Origin of the sequence: Thauera aromatica (assembly GCF_023093595.1) — a bacterium.
Taxonomy (GTDB): domain Bacteria; phylum Pseudomonadota; class Gammaproteobacteria; order Burkholderiales; family Rhodocyclaceae; genus Thauera; species Thauera aromatica_A.
Window position 1 is genome coordinate 95,505 of sequence record NZ_JALLIK010000104.1, and the last position, 20,015, is coordinate 115,519.

The window sequence follows — 20,015 nt, forward strand, 5'->3', positions numbered from 1 at the left end:
CTGCGGGAGCAAGGGTAGGATTCCCGCCATGAATCAGAAAACACGCTATCGGATCCTCGTCGTCGATGACGACGCGCGTTTGCGCGAGTTGCTGTCGCGCTACCTTCAGGAACAAGGGTTCAGCGTCAAGGCGGTCGGCGAAGCGCCGTTGATGGATCGCGCCCTGCACCGCGAACATTTCGACCTGATCGTGCTCGATCTGATGCTGCCGGGCGAAGACGGGCTGACCATCTGCCGCAGGTTGCGGGCGGCGGACAATCCCATCCCGATCATCATGCTCACGGCCAAGGGCGACGATGTCGACCGCATCGTCGGCCTCGAAATGGGGGCGGACGATTACATCGCCAAGCCGTTCAACCCGCGCGAACTCGTCGCCCGCATCCAGGCGGTGATGCGGCGCCAGCCGCAGACCCTGCCCGGGGCGCCGACGCCGGAAGACGAGATCGTCCGCTTCGGCCAGGTCGCGGTGAACCTGGGGACGCGCACGCTGACCCGCAGTGGCGAGGAAATCCAGCTCACCACCGGAGAGTTCTCCCTGCTCAAGGTGCTGCTCACCCACCCGCGCCAGCCGCTGTCGCGCGACAAGCTGATGGAACTGGCGCGCGGACGCGAGTACGGCGTGTTCGATCGCGCCATCGACGTGCAGGTTTCACGTCTGCGCAAGCTGGTGGAAGACGACCCCGCCAAGCCGCGCTACATCCAGACCGTGTGGGGCTTCGGCTACGTGTTCGTGCCTGAAGACCCACGCGCGGCGAACGGTGGCCAGGAGCCGGCGGCGACCGGAGACTGAAGCTGCGATGTCCGGGGGCCAGACCCTTTCCCGCCGGCCCGCGCCGGGCCGCCTGCTCGCGCGTGTGCTGCCCGGCACGCTGCTGTGGCAGACCTTCCTGCTCGTTGCACTGCTGCTGACCCTGGCTCTCGGAGCGTGGTCGCAGATCTTCCGCTACATGCAGGAGCCGGCGCGGGCGCGGGATGTGGCGCAGATGGTGGTCTCAGTGGTCAATCTGACCCGCACCGCGCTGATCAACGCCGACATCGAGCGCCGGACCGACCTGCTGATCGAACTCGCCGCGCTCGAGGGGATCCGCATCTATCCCGCCGAGGCCAGCGACGAACTCCGCGCCCTCGACGACACCCGACCCCTGCGCCTGCTGATGGCCGACGTCCGCCGCCAGCTTGGCGAGCACACCCGCTTCGCATCGAAGTGGAAGACGCTCGAAGGCTTCTGGGTCAGTTTCCGCCTTCATCCCGAAGACGAGGAGGACGAGTACTGGGTGATGCTGCCGCCCGAACGTATCGACAACCCCGACACCTTCGGCTGGCTGGGCTGGGCGGGCGGCGCGCTGATGGCTGCGCTGTTCGGCGCCTACCTGATCGTGTCGCGGGTCAGCGCCCCGCTGCGCCAGCTCGCGCGTGCCGCCAACATGATCGGCAGCGGACGCACGCCACCGCTGATCGAGGAGTCCGGCGCCCAGGAGATCGCCGTCGTCGCCCGCGCCTTCAACCGCATGACGGGAGACCTCGCGCGCAACGATGCCGACCGCGCGCTGATTCTCGCCGGCGTGTCCCACGACCTGCGCACACCGCTCGCCCGCCTGCGCCTGGGGATCGAGATGTCCGGCGCGCCGACGAGCGAAGTCTCGGCGATGGTCGCCGACATCGAGGAGATGGACCGGATCATCGGCCAGTTCCTCGATTTCGGCCGGGGCGAGCCGCAGCAGGCGCTGCAGCGGCTCGACCTGGTGCGCCTCGTGCATGAGGTCACCGAACCCTACCGCCTGCGCGGAATCGATATCCGCATCCACGGCGCGGAGCGGCTCGAAGCGGCCGTCCACGTGCTGCCGCTGCGTCGCGCCCTCGCCAACCTGATCGACAACGCGCTGCGCTACGCCGGCGATGATAGCCCGCTCGACATCGACATCGGCAGGCGCGAAAGCTTTGCCTGCATCGAAGTCGCCGACCGCGGCCCGGGCATTCCCGAAGACCAGGTCGAGCGCATGCGCCACCCCTTTACCCGGCTCGAGGCAGCGCGCAGCAACACCAAAGGTGCGGGGCTCGGCCTGGCCATCGTCGATCGAGTGATGCGAGCCCACCACGGCCGGCTCGACCTCCTACCGCGCCCGGGCGGCGGCCTGCGCGCCATCCTCAATCTACCGGACTCCGCCGGAACCGACACCCGCTATAATTCTGCCGCATGAAATTCCTTTTCGACCTTCTGCCGGTCATCCTCTTCTTCGCCGCCTACAAGCTCGGCGGGGCCCACCCGGAAGCAGCCCACGCGCTGCTCAGCGGCTGGCTCGGCGACGGGATCGCTGTCAACCAGGCGCCGATCCTGATCGCCACCGTCGTCGCCATCGCCGCAACCGCGCTGCAGATCGCGCTGGTCTGGCTGCGCCATCGCAAGGTCGACACCATGCTGTGGGTGAGCCTGGCGATCATCACCGTGTTCGGCGGCGCTACCCTGTTCTTTCATAACCCCACGTTCATCAAGTGGAAGCCCACCGCGCTGTACTGGCTGTTCGGATGTGTGCTGCTCGGCTCGGCCGCCCTGCTGCACCGCAACCTGATCCGCAACATGCTCGAGGCGCAGATCCGCCTTCCCGATCCGGTCTGGGAGCGGCTGAACCTGGCATGGGCGAGCTTCTTCATCGCCATGGGCCTGCTCAATCTGTACGTGGCCTACAACTTCAGCGAAGAAACCTGGGTCGATTTCAAACTGTTCGGCGGCATCGGCCTGATGCTGGCGTTCGTGCTGGGCCAGGGGTTCTACCTGTCCCGCCATCTCGAAGAGGAGAGCAACTGATGTTTTACGCCCTGATCGGCGAGGACGCGCCGGGGACGCTGGAAACCCGCCTCGCGGTGCGCGCCGAGCACCTCGCCCGCCTCGAGGCGCTGCGCGACGAAGGCCGCCTGCTGCTGGCCGGACCGATGCCGGCGATCGACGCCCCCGACCCCGGCCCGGCCGGTTTTGCCGGCAGCCTGGTGGTCGCCGAATTCGACTCGCTCGCCAGCGCCGAACGCTGGCTCGCCGAAGACCCTTACGCCAGGCAAGGCGTGTTCGCCCGCACCACCGTCCGTCCATTCCGGAAGGTCCTGCCGTGAGCGCCGAAGTGGCCGAACGCATCCGCGCGACGCTCTGCTCCGCCTTTCCGGTCGAGCTGATCGAGGTCGGCGACGACAGCGCGCTGCATGCCGGCCATGCCGGCGCCCGCGACGGTGGCGGGCACTACCGCCTGACGCTGGTGTCCGCCGCGTTCGAAGGGCACGGCACGGTGGCCCGTCACCGCATGATTTACCAGGCACTGGGCGGGATGATGAAAAAAGACATCCACGCCCTGGCCATTCGCGCCTTTTCGGCCACCGAGGCCGCAAAGCACTCCACTCCCTGAGGAATACCCGATGAAACTGTTTCCGAGCCGTCTCGCCGTCACCCTGCTTGCCGGCTTTCTCGCCTGGCCTGCGCTCGCCGCCGACCCGGTCGCCAAAGTCAATGGCGTCGCCATTCCGGCCTCGCGCGCCGAAACCATGCTTGCCGAACAGCGCGCCCAAGGCACGCCGGACAGCCAGGAGCTGAACGAAGCGGTCCGGGAAGAGCTGATCCGCCGTGAAGTCCTGGGCCAGGCCGCGACCGGCAAGGGTCTGGACAAGAAGGCCGAAGTCCAGGCCCAGATGGACATGGCCCGCCAGGCGATCCTGATCCGCGCCTACCTGCAGGAATATGTGCGCGCCAACCCGGTTTCCGATGCCGAACTCAAGGCCGAATACGAAACCATCAAGGCACGCCTGGGCAGCAAGGAATACAAGCCGCGCCACGTCCTGGTCGAAACCGAAACCGCGGCGAAGGCGATCATCGCCCGCTTGCAGAACGGTACGCCGTTCGAAGAAGTCGCCAAGGAGTCGCTCGATCCCGGCTCCAAGGATCGCGGCGGAGAACTGGGCTGGAGCAACCCGGGCATGTTTGTGAAGCCTTTCTCCGATGCCATGGTGAAGCTGGAAAAAGGCAAATACACCGCCACTCCGGTGAAGAGCGACTTCGGCTACCACGTCATCCAGCTCGACGATATGCGCGATGTGCAGCCGCCCCCGCTCGACGAAGTCAAACCGCAGTTGCAACAGCGCCTGCAGCAGCAGAAGGTGGAAAAACACATCCAGGCGCTGCGCGAGAAGGCCAAGGTCGAATAAGCCCGGCCGCGCTTTTAGCGCCAGGACGGGAAGCATCGGCGCCGGGATCCCGCATCGGGACCGGCGCCGTTGTCGTTTTCGGTGCAGCCGGGGACGGCTGTCGGGAGTGGAAAGGGCGCCGCGCCCGCGGCAGGCGCGATGTTGCGCCCGGCCCGATGCCGGTGGCAGCGCCAGATCCTCGCTCGCCGCCTCGGCGGTTCAGAACTGCGTATCGTCCAGTTCCAGCGCGCCCGCCGCCCCATTCACCACCGTATAGGCCAGGCCGGGCGCCTGCGCCATGACGTGGTCGGCATAGAAGCGCGCGCTGACGATCTTCGCCCGGTAGAAATCCGCCTCGCCCTCGCCGGCCTCGAGCCTGCGCCGGGCCGCCAGCGCCGCACGGGCCAGTTGCCAGCCGCCGGCGACGATGCCGAGCAGCCGGAGGAAGGGAACGGCTCCGACCGAGGCGGCCTTGATGTCCTGGTCGTAGGTGGCGAGAAGATAGGCCACCGCTTCCTCGAGTGCGGCGATCCCGCTGCCCAGCGCACGGCGGATGGGGGCGAAGGATTCGTCGCCGAGTGCAGCAAGTTCGGCTTCGACCGCACCCATCTGCCGCACCACGGCGCCGATCGCGGCCCCGCCATCACGGGCGATCTTGCGCCCGATCAGGTCGTTGGCCTGGATGGCTGTCGTACCTTCATAAATCGAGGTGATGCGGGCGTCGCGCAGATGCTGCGCCGCGCCGGTCTCCTCGATGAAGCCCATGCCGCCGTGCACCTGGACACCGGTCGAGGCGATCTCGAACGCGTTCTCCGTCAGCCAGCCTTTCACCACCGGAATCATCAGATCGACGAAGGCCCGGCTGCACGCGCGTTGCTGGGCGTCGGCGTGACGATGGGCCTTGTCGGTCTCGGCGGCGACGACGTAGGCCAGCGCGCGCATCGCCTCGGTCTGGCTTTTCATCGACATCAGCATCCGGCGCACGTCGGGGTGGCGGATGATGCTGACCTTGGGGCCGCCACGGACTCCCGCCTCGGTGCCCTGGACGCGCTCCCTGGCATACTGCAGGGCATGCTGGTAGGCGCGCTCGGACAGGGCCAGGCCTTCCATGCCGACCGCGAAGCGGGCCTCGTTCATCATGATGAACATGTACTCGAGGCCGCGGTTCGGTTCGCCCACCAGGGTGCCGACCGCGCCGCCCTGGTCGCCGAAGGCGAGCACACAGGTCGGGCTGGCGTGGATCCCGAGCTTGTGCTCGATCGACACGCAGCGCACGTCGTTGCGCGCCCCCAGGCTGCCGTCGGCCTCGACCAGGTACTTCGGCACGACGAAGAGCGAGATCCCCTTCACCCCTTCGGGCGCATCCGGCAGGCGGGCGAGCACGAGATGGACGATGTTGCCGGTGAGGTCGTGCTCGCCGTAGGTGATGAAGATCTTCTGCCCGAAAAGCCGGTAGCTGCCGTCGGCCTGCGGCTCGGCGCGGGTACGGACCGCAGCGAGATCGGATCCCGCCTGGGGTTCGGTCAGGTTCATCGTCCCGGTCCATTCGCCCGACACCATCTTCGGCAGATACATCGCCTTCTGCGCCTCGGAGCCGCGCAGCATCAGGGCTTCGATCGCGCCGGTGGTGAGCATCGGGCACAGCGAGAAGGCCATGTTGGCCGACTTCCACATTTCCATGACCGCGGTCGACACCAGCTTCGGCAAGCCCTGACCGCCATGCTGCGGATCGCAGGCGATGGCCGTCCAGCCCGATTCGGCGAACTGGCGGTAGGCCTCCTTCCAGCCCGGCGCAGTGCTGACTTCACCGTCATGCCACCTGGCGCCATGCTGGTCGCCGCTGCGGTTCAATGGCGCCAGGACGCCAGCGGCGAACTTGTCGGCCTCTTCGAGAATGGCATCGACCAGGTCGGGAGTGACATCCTCGTTGCCCGGCAGCCGGGTGATCTCGTCGAGGCCGGCGAGATCACGCATCACGAACTGCATGTCACGGAGAGGCGCGCTGTAGTTGCTCATGAGTGGATCACTCCAGGATGGTGGTGGGTCGGATTTCCGGAGCAGGCGGCAGGAGCCATGCGCCGAACCGGATTCGTACCGGACGGCGGGAGATCGGTACGGCTGTACACGGTAGCGCATGGAGAAAGAATCACCCATACTATACCGTATGGAAAACTTAGCCAAAAAACCGCGTGTGCAGCTCGATCGCGATGCCTGGATCGCGGGTGCCACCGAAGTCCTCGCCGAGGAAGGCATCGCCGGACTGCGCGTCGAAGTGCTCGCCAAGCGCCTCAAGGTCACCAAAGGCAGCTTCTACTGGCACTTCAGCGATCGCCGCGATTTGCTGATGGGCGTACTGCACCACTGGAAAGAGGGCCGCATCCGCGACATCCGCAAGCAGACCCGGGCCCAGCCGGGACGGGCGCTCGAACAGATCTACCACGTCATCGACGTGTACGGCGCCAGCCGCAGCCGGCGCGGGATGATGATCGAACTCGCGGTGCGCGACTGGGCGCGCCGTGATGCCCAGGCCGCCGCGATCGTCGCCGAAGTCGACGACGTCCGCCTACGCTGTGGCCGCGAGCTGTTTCTCGCCTGCGGGGTACCGATGGAGGAAGCGTCCAGCCGCTGCATGCTGCTCTACGCTTACGTGTTCGGTGTGTCGCTGATGATCTACGACCGTTTCGACAGCGACATCGCCCGGCTCAAGCGCGATATCGCAGACCTGATCGCACGTTCGGGGAGCGCCAGAACGCCTGCCCCGGACTGAGCCAGGAAGTCAGCGCGGCCTCCAGCCGCCGAGCGCGGCGCTGGCGTTGCGCCCGGTGGCGGCGACGATTTCCTCCACGGGGAGGGCGCGCAGCTCGGCGAGCAGCTCGGCATAGGCCCGCAGATTCGCGGGCGTATTGCGCTGCCCTTGCCCCCAGGCCGGCGGGATGTCGGGCGCATCGGTTTCCAGCACGATCGCCTCCAGCGGCAGGCTGGCGGCGAGCGCGCGGATCCGCGTCGAGCCGGAAAACGTCATCGATCCGCCGAAGCCGAGCTTGAAGCCGAGGGCGATGAACATCTCGGCCTGCTGCCGGCTGCCGTTGAAGGCGTGGGCGATGCCGCCGGGAACGGTAATGCGGCGCAGCTGCCCGAGGATCGGGTCGATCGCGCGACGCACGTGCAGGATCACCGGCAGGCCGTGCTTGCGCGCGAGGCCGAGTTGGGCGGCAAAAAAATCGAGCTGACGCGCCGGATCGACATCGCGCACGAAATGGTCGAGGCCGATCTCGCCCACCGCCAGCGCGAGTCCCTCGCCCAAACGCTGGTCGAGCACATCGAGATCTTCCGCGCGGGCCCGCATCACGTACAGGGGATGAACGCCGAGCGCACACGCGGTATCGCTGCGGGCCGCGGCCAGCGCCGCCACCGCATCGAAGTTTTCCGCCCCGACTGCGGGCACGACGAAGCCGTCCACGCCGGCGGCGCGGGCCGCGGCGATCACCGTCTCGCGGTCGTCATCGAACTCGGCCGCATCGAGATGGACGTGGGTGTCGATCAGCATCGGGGGCTCGGTTTCAGCTGCCCTTGAACATCGGCGGGCGCCCGGCGAGGAAGGCATCGATGCCTTCGGCGGCATCGTCGTACATCATGTCGTGCGCCATGGTTTCCGCCGCAAGCTGATAGGCGGCATCCACCCCCATCTCGAGCTGCCTGTAGAACAGCTGCTTGCCGGAACGGATCGCCGCTGCGGACCGGGCGACGATGGCGGCGGCGAGCGCCGCGACTTCGGCATCGAGCGCGGCCTCGGCAACCACCCGGTTGAGCAGGCCGCAGCGCCTGGCCTCGTGCGCGTCGATGAAGCGCCCGGTCACCAGCATCTCGAACGCCTGCTTGCGCCCGACATTGCGCGACAGCGCCACGCCCGGGGCGGCGCAGAACAGGCCGACATCGATCCCGGACACCGCGAAGCGGGCGCTGTCGGCGGCGACTGCGAGGTCGCACATCGCCACCAGTTGGCAGCCGGCCGCCGTGGCGATGCCATGCACGCGCGCGATGACCGGCTGCGGAAGCTCGGCGAGCTTCATCATGAGGCGGTTGCACGAGCGAAAGAGCTGCTGCTGGAACCCCAGGGCAGGCGTCGCGCGCATTTCCTTCAGGTCGTGGCCGGCGCAAAATGCCTTGCCCGCACCGGCGAGCACCACCACCCGCACCTGCGGGTCCCGGGCAATGGCATCGAAGGCCTCGAGCAGGGCTTCGAGCATCGCCAGCGACAAGGGATTGAAGCGCGCGGGACGGTTGAGCGTCAGCGTCGCGACGCCGGCATCGTCGCGGCGCAGCAGCAAGGGTTCAGCGGTCGTGTCGGGCGGCATCGCCATCGGTCGGGGCTCCAGGTCATCAGCGCGGGCGCGGCGCCATGGTACCTCCTCGCCCGCTCCCGGCCCAACTCCGTGCCCCCGCCGCGCAGTGGGACACCCTACCCGGATGCTGCCGCCGACTGCGCCCGTTCGCGCAGCATGAACTTCTGGATCTTGCCGGTCGAGGTCTTGGGCAAGGCGCCGAAGACGATCTTCTTCGGCATCTTGAACCCGGCCAGGTGTGCGCGGCAATGGGCGAGCAGCGCCGCGGCGTCCGCTTCGGCCCCCTCGCGCAGTTCGACGAAGGCGCAGGGCACTTCGCCCCACTTCTCGTCGGCGAGCGCGACCACCGCCGCGGCCATCACCGCGGGATGGCGATAGAGCACGTCCTCGATTTCGATCGACGATACGTTCTCTCCGCCCGAGATGATGATGTCCTTGGCGCGGTCCTTGATCTTGACGTAGCCGTCGGGCTGCAGCACCCCCAGATCGCCGGTGTGATACCAGCCGCCGCGGAACGACTCGGCGGTCGCCCGCGGATTCTTCAGGTAGCCCTTCATCACCAGATTGCCGCGGAACATGACTTCGCCCATGGTCCGGCCGTCGCGCGGTACCTGCTCCATGGTGTCGGGGTCGATCACCGTGATGGCTTCCTGGGCGTGGTAGCGCACGCCTTGACGGCCGTTGAGGGCGACCTGCTCGGACAGCGCCAGATCGGCCCATTCGTCGTGCTTGGCGCACACCGCCGCCGGGCCGTAGGTTTCGGTCAGGCCATAGACGTGGGTGAGATCGAAGCCGATCTTCGCCATGCCCTCGATCACCGCGGCCGGCGGTGGCGCGGCGGCGACCAGGCCATGCACGGTATGGTCGATCCCTTCACGCCAGGCCGCGGGCGCGCTCGCCAGCATCGAATGCACGATCGGTGCGCCGCAGTAGTGGGTGACCCGATGCGCGCGGATGGCATCGAAGATCAGACGCGGATCGACCCGGCGCAGGCAGACGTTGGTGCCCGCGTTGGCGGCCATCGACCACGCGAAGCACCAGCCGTTGCAGTGGAACATCGGCAGCGTCCACAGGTAGACCGCATGCGGCGGCATGCCCCACGAGACGATGTTCGACAAGGCGTTGAGATAGGCGCCGCGATGGTGGTATACGACCCCCTTCGGGTCTCCGGTGGTGCCCGAAGTGTAGTTCAGCGAGATCGCATCCCATTCGTCGGCCGGCGGCTCGAAGACGAAGCCCTCGCTGCCGCTCGCGAGCAGCGCCTCGTAGTCCATCCGCCCCAGCCGTTCGCCCGGGCCGACGTACTCGGTGTCGTCGACATCGATCACGACGAGGCCGCTGCGCCCGGCGAGCGCGAGCGCTTTCTTCGCCACCGCGGCGTATTCGCGATCGACCAGCAGCACTTTCGCCTCGGCGTGCGCCAGGATGAAGGCGACGGCCTCGGGGTCGAGGCGGGTGTTGATGGTGTTGAGCACCGCGCCACAGGCGGGAACGCCGAAATGGCATTCGAACATCTCGGGCGTGTTGTTGAGAATCACCGCCACGGTATCGTTGCGGCCGATGCCGAGCTGCTTCAGCGCCGAAGCCAGGCGGCGCGAGCGGGCGAAGCTCTCGGCCCAGGTATACCACCGGCGCCCGTGGATCACGGCGAGCCGCTGCGGATAGACGGCGGCGCTGCGCTCGATGAAGGTCAGCGGTGTCAGCGCCGCGTAATTGGCGGCATTGCGCTCCAGCCCCGTATCGTAGGGCGAATTTCCGGTCCCGCTCATCCTCGGCTCCTTTCCTCTCGCATGCGCGGCCATCGGGTCCGCTTCAGCCCCGGCAGCGCGTCCCCGCGTCCAAGGGCGGCCCCGCACGGTGAAGGGTGGCGATCCAGTCGGCCAGTTCCCCCGCGAGCCGATCCGCCGCGGCCCGGAATGCGCCCACGCCACCGACCGCATCGCCGCTCGGTGCCGGCACGTCGGCGCGGAATTCGCGCTGCGCCAGAGCCTCGTCACTGCGCGGCGGCACCAGCCCGGCGCGCAGCACCACCTCTACCCGGCTGCGCTCGACGTCGTCGAACACTTGCACGAGCTCGTCCACCTCGATCCGCAAACGGCAGCGGTTGCCGCTGCCATCCGGTTTCAGCGCCCGTTCCAAGGCCAGCGCCAGCATGTCGGCAGGCTGGGCGACCCAGCGGCTTTCGGTGTAGCTGCGCCGACGCAGGGGATCGTCCCATTGGAGGCGGTACTGCAGCGCGCTGCTCGCCAGCCAGGGCGGCGCCGCGACCTCGATCCGCAGGGGCGCGAAACGGGGCTCGAGCCCGGCCGGCGCGCCCAGGCCCAGATCGTAGAAGGCCATCGGCGGGGGTTTCAGGTTCAGGCCGCTGCAGCCGGCCAGCGCGGCGGCCACCCCAAGACCGATCACGATGCCGCGCAGGCGGGGAAATTCTGGAAATAGGCCGGAGATCATGGTTGTTGTCGTCCGTATCGAAAGTGGGCGCTCACTGCGCGAGCGCCCCGAAGCCTGGCTCTCCCGGCCCCGGTTCGCGCGCCGCCCGGCCGGTCAGGAGGACCTGCGGCGTGCTCTCCACCTCCTCGACCAGGCGCCCGACCCGGCGCGAAGTCGCGGTCAGTTCGCGCAGCAGTTCGTTGAGCTGCGGCAGGGTGCCGTCGATGAGGCCGCTGCTGGTCGCCGTCGCGGCCTCGTCCAGGCGCACCGTCATGTGCTCGATGCGGACCAGCAGCCCACGCAACTCGGCCACCGCCGGCGTGGCCTCGGCGCTGGCCTGCTCGAGATTGCCCAGGGTCGCCTGCAGGCTGGCGAGGTTGGCCGGGCTCAGCACTGCACGCAGCGCCCGAAGCGTTTCCGGCACATCGGCGAAGCTGCGATCCATGCCTTCGGCGGCCGATTCCAGCCGCTGCAAGGTCGCGCGCAGGCGGGCGACGTTTTCGGCGTCGAACATTCGCGCGACCTGGGTGCCGACCATATCGAAGCGGTCCACCGCCGCGAGCGCCCGCTCCGCGATCCGGTCGAGCAGGCCGGGCTCGAGCGGAATCCGCGGCGGGGCGTCGGCGGTTCCGGCGAGCGGGGTCGGGTCTTCCCCGCGATCGTCGAGCTGGACGTAGGCCAGCCCGGTCACTCCCATCGTGCCGAGGGTGGCGCGCGTTCCCCGGGTCAGCGGCAGATTCTGGACGACGCGGACATGGACCAGGATGTCGTGCGGTGGTTGCGGGTCGATGCGCACCGCGCTGACCGTCCCGACTGCCAGCCCGCGGTAACGCACCCGGGCCTGGGGGCCGAGGCCGTTGATGTCGCCGCGGGCGACCAGGACGAGATCGCGCATCGGCTCGCGCTCGTTCGAGAACCACCACAGGGCGCCCAGCAACGCGGCTCCGAGGATGAGTGCGAACAGGCCTGCGGCGAGGGCGTGGGCTCGGTTTTCCATGATCAGCGCTCTCCCTGTGCCCGGGCCAGGGCCCGGCGGCCATGCTCGCCGTGAAAGAAGCGCTCGATGAAAGGATGATCGACCTTCAGCGTGTCTTCCAGCGTGGCATAGCTCAGGATGTGTTTGTCGGCCAGCACCGCCACCCGGGTGGCCATCGCCGCCAGGGTATCGAGGTCGTGCGTGACCAGCACCACGGTCAGCCCCAGTTCGCCGCGCAGCGCCAGGATCAGGCGCACGAAAGCGGCGCTGCGGTCGGGGTCCAGGCCAGCGGTCGGTTCGTCGAGCAGCAACAGCTCGGGCTCGAGTGCCAGCGCACGGGCGAGGGCCGCACGCTTGACCATCCCGCCGGAGAGCTCGGCCGGCATCAGCCGCGCGTGCTCGGGCTCCATTTCGACCATCGCCAGCTTCAGGGCGACGAGATCGCGGATTTCTTCCTCGTGCACGATGCCGAGCTCGCGCAGCGGAAAGGCGATGTTTTCACCCACGGTAAAGGCGGAAAACAGCGCCCCCTGCTGGAACAGCACGCCGAAGCGGCGCTGGCGCGCGATGCGCTCGTGCACCGTGCCGGCGTGCAGCGCTTCGCCGAACAGCCGCACCTCGCCCTCGGCCGGCCGGGTGAGGCCGATGACGTGGCGCAGCAAGGTCGTCTTGCCGCTGCCCGAGCCGCCCACCAGGGCCACGATCTCCCCGGCCTCGACGTCCAGGTCGAGCCCCTGGTGCACCACGTTGGCGCCGAAGCGCGTGGCCACGCCGCGCAGCGAAACCACCGGAGCGCCCTGCGGCCGGCCGGCGCTCATCCCGGAATCCCGATCGAGCGGGTGGCGATCGCGAAGATCGCATCCACCAGGATCACTACCGTGATCGCCGACACCACCGACGCCGTGGTGTTGGTCGACAGGCTCTCGGTGTTGGGGCGCACGCGCAGGCCGAAATGGCAGGCGATGAGGGCGATCAGCAAGCCGAACACCGCTCCCTTGGAAAGGCCGATGAACAGGTTCGCCACCGGCACCGCATCGGGCAAGGCATCGATGAAGTAGCGGAACGACAGATCGAGCTCGATCCAGGCCGACAGCCAGCCCCCGAGCAGCGCGACCGCCGAGGTCCACAGCACCAGCAGCGGCATCGCCAGCGTCAGTGCGATCACTTTGGGCAGCACCAGGCGCAGCGAGCGCGAAATACCCATCGCCGCGAGCGCATCGATTTCCTCGGTGACGCGCATCACGCCGAGCTGGGCCGTCATCGCCGACCCCGAGCGTCCCGCCACCAGCACCGACACCAGCACCGGCCCGAGTTCACGGATGATGCCCAGACCGAGGATATTGACGATGAAGGTGTCGGCGCCGAACATCTTCAGCTGCAGGGCCGACAGATAGGACAGCACGACGCCGATCAGAAAACCCACCAGGGCGGTCACCGCCATCGCCTTGACCGCAACCTTGTGGAAATTGGCCGAAATTTCCAGCATCGGCCATTCGCGCGGATGGCGGGCAAGATGCAGCAGATCGAGCAGGAGCTGGCCGAGCAGGGCGACGAAATCGCGCAGATGGACGCCCAGGCCGAGGATCGCCGCGCCCAGCATCGCGACCGCGTCCGCGGCCGTAAACGAAGGGGCCAGCACGAGCGGCCGCGCCGCCGCGCGGGCGACGCGCTCGATGGTGGCGCGGTGGGCGTCGCTCAGTTCGACCTGCGCCGGCCATCGCCCCCCCCAGGCACGCCACAGCAAGAGCGCACCGAAGCTGTCGAGGCGATCGATGGCGGACAGCGACCAGTGCGCACAGCCCTGCGCTGCCGCCAGCTCACGCCGCCGCGCCGCGACCCGCGCGGCCAACGCCCTCAGCGTCCACTCTCCGGCCAGGCACACCGTCCCCGCCGCACGATCGATGACGATTCCGCGATCGATACCCGCAGCCATGGCGATCGTCGCCGCTCAGGCCGCCGCGCTGCGCGCACCGAGCGCGCGCACGTACAGTCCGCGCCCGAGCGCGACCCACTGGCGGCGCTCTTCCTCGAGCGCCGCGGCAGTCAGCGGTCGCTTCTGCAGCCAGCTCGCCGGAGTGTTCACCGAAAACCCCCTGCCCTCGCGGCGCATTTCGATCGGCGGGATGCCGCGCGCGTCGCGGGCGCGATGCACCACCACCGCCAGCCGCAGGCAGGCGACCAGCAGCCAGTCCACGCTGTCGGCGTCGATCGAAGAGACCCGCTCGAGCTTGCCGCGGTGGGACAGCACGAGGCGCGCCAGGCGGGCCTGGTCCATCCGTGAAAAGCCCGGCATGTCGGCGTTGGCGACGATGTAGGCGCTGTGCTTGTGATAGCTCGAATGCGCCACCGAAATGCCGATTTCGTGGAGCATGGCGGCCCAGCGCAGGAAACGCCGGTCGAGATGCTCGGGGTCGACCATCTCCGGGGCGAGTTGCTCGAGCAGATGGCAGGCGGTGTCGGCGACCTGCTGCGCCTGGCGGGTATCGACCCCGTAACGGCGCACGAAAGCCGCCACCGTGGCGTCGCGCAGGTCGTGATGGTGATAGCGTCCGAGCAGGTCGTAGAGCACACCCAGGCGCAGCGCGCCTTCGGAGAAGACCATGCGCTCGATGCCGAACTCCTTGAACACCGCGCTCATGATCGCGAACCCGCCCAGGATCACCGGCAGGCGGTCGCCCTTGAGCCCGGCCAGATCGAGCGCGTCGAGCCGCCCCGCGCGCAGCAGCACGGCCTTCAGCCGCTCGAGCCCGTCACGGGTGATGCCGCCGCTGGAAAAACCGTTCTGTTCGAGAATCTCGAGCAAGGCCTTGGCCGTTCCGCTGGAGCCCACCGCCTCTTCCCAGCCGGCCTCGCGGTAAGCCTGGACGATGGTCTGCAACTCGCGCCGCGCGGCGAGTTCGGCGTCCCTCAGGCTGCGCTTGTCGATCCGCCCGTCGGGGAAAAAGCGCAGGCTGAAGCCGACGCAGCCCATGTAGCGCGACTCCAGCAGCACCGGCTCGAAGCTCTTGCCGATGATGAACTCGGTCGAGCCGCCGCCGATGTCGACGATCAGCTGCTGGCGGTGCGGATCGGGCAGGGTATGCGCTACGCCGACGTAGATCAGCCGCGCTTCCTCGCGCCCGGCGATGACCTCGATCGGGAAGCCCAGCGCCGCCTCGGCGCGGATCAGGAACTCGGCACTGTTCTTCGCCACCCGCAAGGTGTTGGTCGCCACCGCGCGCACCCGTTGCGGAGCGAAATCGTGCAGGCGCTCGTGGAAACGCTGCAGCGCCGCGACCCCGCGCTGCTGCGCGGCGAGGTCGAGCATCTTGTCCGGCGACAGGCCGGCCGCCAGCCGGACCGCTTCTTTGAGGCCGTCGAGCGGATAGATCTGGTCGTTGACGATACGACCGACCTGCAGGCGGAAACTGTTCGAGCCCAGGTCGATGGCCGCAATTAGATCTCGCATCATCACACTTCGGAGGACGCCGCCGGCGCCGGAGGGGGCGATTTTAGCATCATCGGCGATGCCCTCCCCCGGCGCGTCCATCCGGCCGCGGCGCATCCGCCGCAGCGTTGCGGCACCGGCGTGCGCGGCACGGATCCGCCGCGATACGTTTTGTCGCTCTTCATACCCGGCACCTGTCATGAACGCGAAGTAAAACTGTCACATAATCATCGATGCCGACTCGCGCCCACCCCAGCCGGAACCTCCATGAGAAACGACCACCACTATCCCGCCGACCACTTCATCAACCGCGAACTATCCCTGCTCCAGTTCCAGCGCCGCGTCCTCGCCCAGGCCGCCGATTCGACCGTGCCCTTGCTCGAGCGCCTGCGCTTCCTGTGCATCGTTTCGAGCAATCTCGACGAGTTTTTCGAGATCCGTGTCTCCGGCCTCAAGGAGCAGATCCGCGTCGGCAGCCGTAAATCGGGCGAGGACGGCATTTCTCCGAGCGAGCTGCTCGAGCGCGTCAGCCGCGAAGTGCATGCCATCATCGCCCGCCAGTACCAGTTGCTCAATGAAGACATCCTGCCCGCGCTGGGGCAGGAAGGCATCGTGTTCCTGCGCCGCAACCAGTGGACGGAAGCGCAGCGGGCCTGGATCCGCACCTTCTTCCTCAACGAGGTGATGCCGGTGCTGACGCCGATCGGCCTCGACCCGGCCCACCCTTTTCCGCGTGTGCTCAACAAGAGCCTGAACTTCGCCGTCGAACTCGAAGGGCGCGACGCCTTCGGCCGCGACTCGGGTGCGGCCATCGTGCAGGCGCCGCGGGCATTGCCGCGCGTGATCCGGCTGCCGCACGAAATCTGCGGGCTCGAATATGGTTTCGTGTTCCTGTCCTCGGTGCTCCACGCCCATGTCGGCGAACTGTTCAGCGGCATGCACGTGCTCGGCTGCTATCAGTTCCGGGTCACGCGCAACTCCGATCTGTTCGTCGACGAAGAAGAAGTCAAGGACCTGCGCGCCTCGCTCAAGGGCGAACTGCAGCAGCGCCAGTTCGGCGGCGCGGTGCGGCTCGAAGTCGCCGACAACTGCTCGGTGGACATGGCTTCATTCCTGCTGCAGCACTTCCACCTCGACAACGACGATCTTTATCGCACCCCGGGCATCGTCAACCTCGTGCGCCTGATGCAGATCCCGGACTGGGTCGAGCGCCCCGACCTCAAATACCCCCCGTTCGTCCCCGGCCTGCCCAAGGCCTTGGAAAAGCGCCGGCCGATCTTCGCCGCCATCCGCAGCCAGGACATCCTGCTCCATCACCCCTTCCAGAGCTTCGCCCCGGTGATCGAGATGTTGCGCGCGGCGGCTGACGACCCCCAGGTGCTGGCGATCAAGATGACCGTGTACCGCACCGGCACCGACTCGGTGCTGATGGAGCATCTCGCCCGCGCGGCGCAAAAAGGCAAGGAAGTCACCGTCGTCCTCGAGCTGATGGCACGCTTCGACGAAGAAGCCAACATCGCCCTCGCCAGCCGCCTCGAGGACGTCGGCGCCCATGTCGTCTATGGCGTGTTCGGCTACAAGACCCACGCCAAGCTGCTGATGGTGGTGCGCCGCGAGGAGGACGGCCTGCGCCATTACGTGCACATGGGCACCGGCAACTACCATCCGCGCACCACGCGCTTCTATTCCGATTTCGGCCTGCTTACCTGCAACAAGGAGATCGGCGAGGACGTCGCCGAAGTGTTCAAGCAGCTCACCGGCCTGGGCAAGGCGACCGAGCTGCGCCACTTGTGGCAGTCGCCGTTCACGCTGCAGCCCAAGGTCGTGGCCGCGATCGGACGCGAGGCCGAGATCGCCCGCGCGGGCCGGCGCGGGCGCATCCTGGCAAAGATGAACGCCCTGCTCGAGCCGGAAACCATCGAGGCGCTCTACGCCGCCTCGCAGGCCGGGGTGGAGATCGACCTGATCATCCGCGGCCCCTGCGCGCTGCGCCCGGGCGTGCCCGGGCTGTCGGACAACATCCGGGTGCGCTCGGTGGTGGGGCGCTTTCTCGAACATCACCGCATCTTCCATTTCCACGCCGACGGCGAAGACCAGATGTACCTGTCGAGCGCGGACTGGATGGACCGCAACTTCTTCCGCCGCATCGAGATCGCCTTCCCGGTGCTCGACCCCCGCCTCAAGCGCCGGGTGATGAAGGAAGGGCTGCGCCCCTATCTGGGCGACAACTGCCAGGCCTGGGACATGCAGCCCGACGGCAGCTATCGCCGCAAGCACCCGCGCAGCATCCGCCGCGTGGCGCAGCTGATCCTGCTGAAGGAACTGGCGGCGAGCAGCTGAAGGTTTCACCCGCGCAGCGAAAGGGGCAGCGCCGTCTTTTGCTGTGCGGCAGCGGTGCCCCCCGTTCAGCGGCGCTGGGCGTCGATCACTCCGGGCACCTCGCGGATCAGCGTGATCGCCCGCTGCGCCTGCTTGATCCCGCGCACTTCCATGGTGAAGCGCATGTAGGCCGTGCCCTTCTTCGTCAGCGAATTGACCGCGATGACATTGAGCTTCTCGCGCGAGAGCACGTCGGAAATGTCGCGCAGCAGCCCCTGACGGTCGCCGGCCTGGACGTTGATGTCGACCTGATAGAGCGCGTCGCGGCTGTCCGCGCCCTGCTCGCCCCACTCGGCCGCGATCACGCGCTCGGGGTGGGCCCGGGCGAGCTGCTGGAAATCGCCACAGTCGATGCGATGGATCGAGATCCCGCGCCCGCGGGTGACGAAACCTTCGATCGCATCGGGTGGCGCAGGCTTGCAGCAGCGCGACAGCGACGTCATCAGCTTGCCGACACCGACGATCAGGATCTTGTCCGAGTTGTCTCCCGAGCGGCTGCGGCCGACGACGAAACCGGTTTCCGCCACCGGCTCTGCGGGCGGCGCATCGCCTTCGCGCAGGGCTACCTGCAGCGCACGGGGGCCGACTTCACCACGGCCGGCGGCGAGAAACAGCGTTTCGGCGTTGCGAAAACCCAGGCGCTCGGCGAGCCCGTCGATGTTGGCCTGGGCGTGGCCGTCGCGCTGCATTTCCCGGGTGACGAAGCTGCGCCCGCGCGACAACAGCTCTTCCTCGTCGAGTTGGGCGAAATACTGCCTGATCTTGGAGCGTGCGCGCGAAGTCGCCACGTAGGCCTGGCGCGGGTCGAGCCAGTCGCGCGACGGCCCGCCTTCCTTGGCGGCGACGATCTCGACCGTCTGCCCGTTTTCCAGCGGCGTGTTGAGCGGCACCAGGTGACCGTCGATCTTGGCCCCGCGGCAGTGATGGCCGAGATCGGTGTGCAGGCGGTAGGCGAAGTCCACCGGCGTCGCTCCGCGCGGCAGGTCGACAACCCGGCCCTGCGGGGTCAGCACGTAGAGCGTGTCGTCGAGCGAAGCGCGCTTGTACTGCTCCGTCCAGTGCGCGGCATCGGCGACTTCGTCGCGCCACGACAGCAGCTTGCGCAGCAGCGCGATCTTCTCGTCGTAGTCGCTGCCGCTCCTGGCGCCTTCCTTGTAGCGCCAGTGCGCCGCGACGCCGAGTTCGGCGTGCTTGTGCATGGCCTGAGTGCGGATCTGCACTTCGAGCGCACGGCCGTCGCCGGCGAGCACCGCGGTATGCAGCGACTGGTAGTTGTTGCCCTTGGGCTTGGTGATGTAGTCGTCGAATTCTTTCGGGATCGGCTGCCAGATCTGGTGCACGACACCGAGCACCGTGTAGCAGTCCTTGATCTCGTCGACGAGCACGCGCAGCGCGCGGATGTCGAACACTTGCGAGAAGTCGAGCCGCTTCTTGCGCATCTTGTTGTAGATGCTGTAGATGTGCTTCGGCCGCCCGCTGATTTCAGCCTTGACTCCGGCCGCGGCAAGCTCGTTGGTGAGGCGCTCGATGGCGTCGTGGATGAACTTTTCGCGCTCGACCCGGCGCTCGTCGAGCATCTTGGCGATGCGCTTGTAGGTCTCGGGCTCGATGAAGCGGAAGGACAGGTCCTCCAGTTCCCACTTGATCTGCCACACGCCGAGCCGGTTGGCGAGCGGGGCGTAGATGTCGAGGCTCTCGCGCGCGATTTCGATGCAGCCTGCGGCAGGCTGACCGGCGGGCTGGTCGGCGTAGTAGCGCAAGGTCTGGGTGCGCGAGGCCAGGCGCACCAGCACCACGCGGATATCCTCGACCATGGCGAGCAGCATCTTGCGCAGCACTTCGTTCTGGGCGCGGATCTCGGGCGCGCTCGCCATTGCCGTCATGCGCGTGATCACGCGCAGGCCATTGAGCCGGTGCAGCCCGCGGACCAACCCGGCCACCGCCGGCCCGAAGCGTTTGCCGAGCTCTTCGTCCGGATGCTCGAGCATCTCCCAGACGGCGAACAGCAGCGCCGCCAGCCGTGTTTCGACGTCCAGGCGCAGCGAGGCGCTGATCAGCGCGGCCCCGATCGCATGGGTCCAGGTCGACTCGCCGGTGCCGAGGACCTTGCCTTCGTAGAGCGTCGCGATCCAGTCGAGCGCGGCCTCGATGCGGCCGCGCTCGACTTCGTCCAGGCCGGCGGCGAGCAGTTCGATCGGGGGCGCGGTATCGCCCTGAGAAATCGCATGAGTGACGGAAACCATGGCGGCGGATTATCCCATATCGGGCCGCCGCCCGCCCGCGCCCGCAACCGGCGCGT

General features: G+C 67.9%; 18 protein-coding genes. 8 read left to right on the plus strand and 10 right to left on the minus strand.

The window, feature by feature from the left end; translation table 11 throughout:
* Positions 1–28 precede the first annotated feature (28 nt).
* Genes ompR through MXC99_RS11120 form a run of 6 tightly spaced genes read left to right on the plus strand, consistent with a single transcriptional unit; the run spans position 29 to position 4,182 of the window.
* Positions 29–790 (plus strand): osmolarity response regulator transcription factor OmpR, encoded by a 762-nt coding sequence (gene ompR / locus MXC99_RS11095; protein WP_247725514.1) that lies wholly within the window; start codon positions 29–31, stop codon positions 788–790.
* Positions 791–797: 7 nt separating this feature from the next.
* Positions 798–2,198, plus strand: a complete 1,401-nt coding sequence (locus tag MXC99_RS11100; RefSeq protein WP_247725515.1) for an ATP-binding protein — start codon at positions 798–800, stop codon at positions 2,196–2,198.
* On the plus strand, positions 2,195–2,803 hold the full coding sequence (locus MXC99_RS11105; protein WP_247725516.1) for a septation protein A: 609 nt from the start codon (positions 2,195–2,197) through the stop codon (positions 2,801–2,803). Before MXC99_RS11100 ends, MXC99_RS11105 begins: the two co-directional genes overlap by 4 nt.
* Positions 2,803–3,102 carry a YciI family protein gene (locus MXC99_RS11110; RefSeq protein WP_247725517.1) on the plus strand — a complete coding sequence of 100 codons (300 nt, stop codon included), beginning with the start codon at positions 2,803–2,805 and terminating at the stop codon, positions 3,100–3,102. The genes MXC99_RS11105 and MXC99_RS11110 overlap by 1 nt, the downstream gene beginning before the upstream one ends.
* Positions 3,099–3,389: a BolA family protein gene (locus tag MXC99_RS11115; protein WP_247725518.1), complete on the plus strand. Its 291-nt coding sequence runs from the start codon at positions 3,099–3,101 to the stop codon at positions 3,387–3,389. The genes MXC99_RS11110 and MXC99_RS11115 overlap by 4 nt, the downstream gene beginning before the upstream one ends.
* A 10-nt stretch (positions 3,390–3,399) precedes the next feature.
* On the plus strand, positions 3,400–4,182 hold the full coding sequence (locus tag MXC99_RS11120) for a peptidylprolyl isomerase (protein WP_247725519.1): 783 nt from the start codon (positions 3,400–3,402) through the stop codon (positions 4,180–4,182).
* A 198-nt stretch (positions 4,183–4,380) separates the two neighbouring features.
* On the opposite strand, the gene MXC99_RS11125 is transcribed toward MXC99_RS11120, so the two are convergent.
* A complete protein-coding gene (locus MXC99_RS11125; protein WP_247725520.1) occupies positions 4,381–6,177 on the minus strand; it encodes an acyl-CoA dehydrogenase in 1,797 nt (598 codons plus the stop codon).
* Positions 6,178–6,325: 148 nt separating this feature from the next.
* Here MXC99_RS11125 and MXC99_RS11130 point away from each other — a divergent pair, with 148 nt between their 5' ends.
* Entirely contained in the window at positions 6,326–6,928 is a 603-nt protein-coding gene (locus MXC99_RS11130) for a TetR/AcrR family transcriptional regulator (RefSeq protein WP_247725521.1), read from the plus strand.
* A gap of 9 nt (positions 6,929–6,937) precedes the next feature.
* Here the strand turns inward: MXC99_RS11130 and MXC99_RS11135 are convergent, their stop codons facing one another.
* The 8 genes from MXC99_RS11135 to ppx form a co-directional block, all read right to left on the minus strand.
* Positions 6,938–7,708 carry a TatD family hydrolase gene (locus MXC99_RS11135; protein WP_247725522.1) on the minus strand — a complete coding sequence of 257 codons (771 nt, stop codon included), beginning with the start codon at positions 7,706–7,708 and terminating at the stop codon, positions 6,938–6,940.
* A gap of 13 nt (positions 7,709–7,721) precedes the next feature.
* Positions 7,722–8,522, minus strand: a complete 801-nt coding sequence (locus MXC99_RS11140) for an enoyl-CoA hydratase (protein ID WP_247725523.1) — start codon at positions 8,520–8,522, stop codon at positions 7,722–7,724.
* Positions 8,523–8,620: 98 nt separating this feature from the next.
* A complete protein-coding gene (locus MXC99_RS11145) occupies positions 8,621–10,273 on the minus strand; it encodes an acyl-CoA synthetase (RefSeq protein ID WP_247725524.1) in 1,653 nt (550 codons plus the stop codon).
* A 43-nt stretch (positions 10,274–10,316) separates the two neighbouring features.
* Positions 10,317–10,955, minus strand: a complete 639-nt coding sequence (locus tag MXC99_RS11150; RefSeq protein WP_247725525.1) for an ABC-type transport auxiliary lipoprotein family protein — start codon at positions 10,953–10,955, stop codon at positions 10,317–10,319.
* Positions 10,956–10,986: 31 nt separating this feature from the next.
* Positions 10,987–11,931 (minus strand): MlaD family protein, encoded by a 945-nt coding sequence (locus MXC99_RS11155; protein ID WP_247725526.1) that lies wholly within the window; start codon positions 11,929–11,931, stop codon positions 10,987–10,989.
* A gap of 2 nt (positions 11,932–11,933) precedes the next feature.
* Positions 11,934–12,728 carry an ABC transporter ATP-binding protein gene (locus MXC99_RS11160; protein ID WP_247725527.1) on the minus strand — a complete coding sequence of 265 codons (795 nt, stop codon included), beginning with the start codon at positions 12,726–12,728 and terminating at the stop codon, positions 11,934–11,936.
* Positions 12,725–13,843, minus strand: coding sequence for an MlaE family ABC transporter permease (locus MXC99_RS11165; RefSeq protein WP_247725528.1), 1,119 nt, complete (start codon positions 13,841–13,843; stop codon positions 12,725–12,727). Before MXC99_RS11165 ends, MXC99_RS11160 begins: the two co-directional genes overlap by 4 nt.
* Positions 13,844–13,858: 15 nt before the next feature.
* On the minus strand, positions 13,859–15,361 hold the full coding sequence (gene ppx, locus MXC99_RS11170) for an exopolyphosphatase (RefSeq protein WP_247725529.1): 1,503 nt from the start codon (positions 15,359–15,361) through the stop codon (positions 13,859–13,861).
* A 243-nt stretch (positions 15,362–15,604) separates the two neighbouring features.
* Between ppx and ppk1 the strand changes: the two genes are divergently transcribed.
* On the plus strand, positions 15,605–17,677 hold the full coding sequence (gene ppk1, locus MXC99_RS11175; RefSeq protein ID WP_247725530.1) for a polyphosphate kinase 1: 2,073 nt from the start codon (positions 15,605–15,607) through the stop codon (positions 17,675–17,677).
* 65 nt (positions 17,678–17,742) lie between these two features.
* Here ppk1 and MXC99_RS11180 read toward each other — a convergent pair whose 3' ends face one another.
* Positions 17,743–19,959, minus strand: a complete 2,217-nt coding sequence (locus tag MXC99_RS11180) for a RelA/SpoT family protein (protein ID WP_247725531.1) — start codon at positions 19,957–19,959, stop codon at positions 17,743–17,745.
* Positions 19,960–20,015: the final 56 nt, after the last annotated feature.

Excerpts from the sequence above, each read along its gene's own strand:
- ompR (WP_247725514.1), top strand. The coding sequence starts at position 29 with ATGAATCAGAAAACACGCTATCGGATCCTCGTCGTCGATGACGACGCG.
- MXC99_RS11100 (WP_247725515.1), top strand. The coding sequence starts at position 798 with ATGTCCGGGGGCCAGACCCTTTCCCGCCGGCCCGCGCCGGGCCGCCTG.
- MXC99_RS11105 (WP_247725516.1), top strand. The coding sequence starts at position 2,195 with ATGAAATTCCTTTTCGACCTTCTGCCGGTCATCCTCTTCTTCGCCGCC.
- MXC99_RS11110 (WP_247725517.1), top strand. The coding sequence starts at position 2,803 with ATGTTTTACGCCCTGATCGGCGAGGACGCGCCGGGGACGCTGGAAACC.
- MXC99_RS11120 (WP_247725519.1), top strand. The coding sequence starts at position 3,400 with ATGAAACTGTTTCCGAGCCGTCTCGCCGTCACCCTGCTTGCCGGCTTT.
- MXC99_RS11125 (WP_247725520.1), bottom strand. The coding sequence starts at position 6,177 with ATGAGCAACTACAGCGCGCCTCTCCGTGACATGCAGTTCGTGATGCGT.
- MXC99_RS11130 (WP_247725521.1), top strand. The coding sequence starts at position 6,326 with ATGGAAAACTTAGCCAAAAAACCGCGTGTGCAGCTCGATCGCGATGCC.
- MXC99_RS11135 (WP_247725522.1), bottom strand. The coding sequence starts at position 7,708 with ATGCTGATCGACACCCACGTCCATCTCGATGCGGCCGAGTTCGATGAC.
- MXC99_RS11140 (WP_247725523.1), bottom strand. The coding sequence starts at position 8,522 with ATGGCGATGCCGCCCGACACGACCGCTGAACCCTTGCTGCTGCGCCGC.
- MXC99_RS11145 (WP_247725524.1), bottom strand. The coding sequence starts at position 10,273 with ATGAGCGGGACCGGAAATTCGCCCTACGATACGGGGCTGGAGCGCAAT.
- MXC99_RS11150 (WP_247725525.1), bottom strand. The coding sequence starts at position 10,955 with ATGATCTCCGGCCTATTTCCAGAATTTCCCCGCCTGCGCGGCATCGTG.
- MXC99_RS11155 (WP_247725526.1), bottom strand. The coding sequence starts at position 11,931 with ATGGAAAACCGAGCCCACGCCCTCGCCGCAGGCCTGTTCGCACTCATC.
- MXC99_RS11160 (WP_247725527.1), bottom strand. The coding sequence starts at position 12,728 with ATGAGCGCCGGCCGGCCGCAGGGCGCTCCGGTGGTTTCGCTGCGCGGC.
- MXC99_RS11165 (WP_247725528.1), bottom strand. The coding sequence starts at position 13,843 with ATGGCTGCGGGTATCGATCGCGGAATCGTCATCGATCGTGCGGCGGGG.
- ppx (WP_247725529.1), bottom strand. The coding sequence starts at position 15,361 with ATGATGCGAGATCTAATTGCGGCCATCGACCTGGGCTCGAACAGTTTC.
- ppk1 (WP_247725530.1), top strand. The coding sequence starts at position 15,605 with ATGAGAAACGACCACCACTATCCCGCCGACCACTTCATCAACCGCGAA.
- MXC99_RS11180 (WP_247725531.1), bottom strand. The coding sequence starts at position 19,959 with ATGGTTTCCGTCACTCATGCGATTTCTCAGGGCGATACCGCGCCCCCG.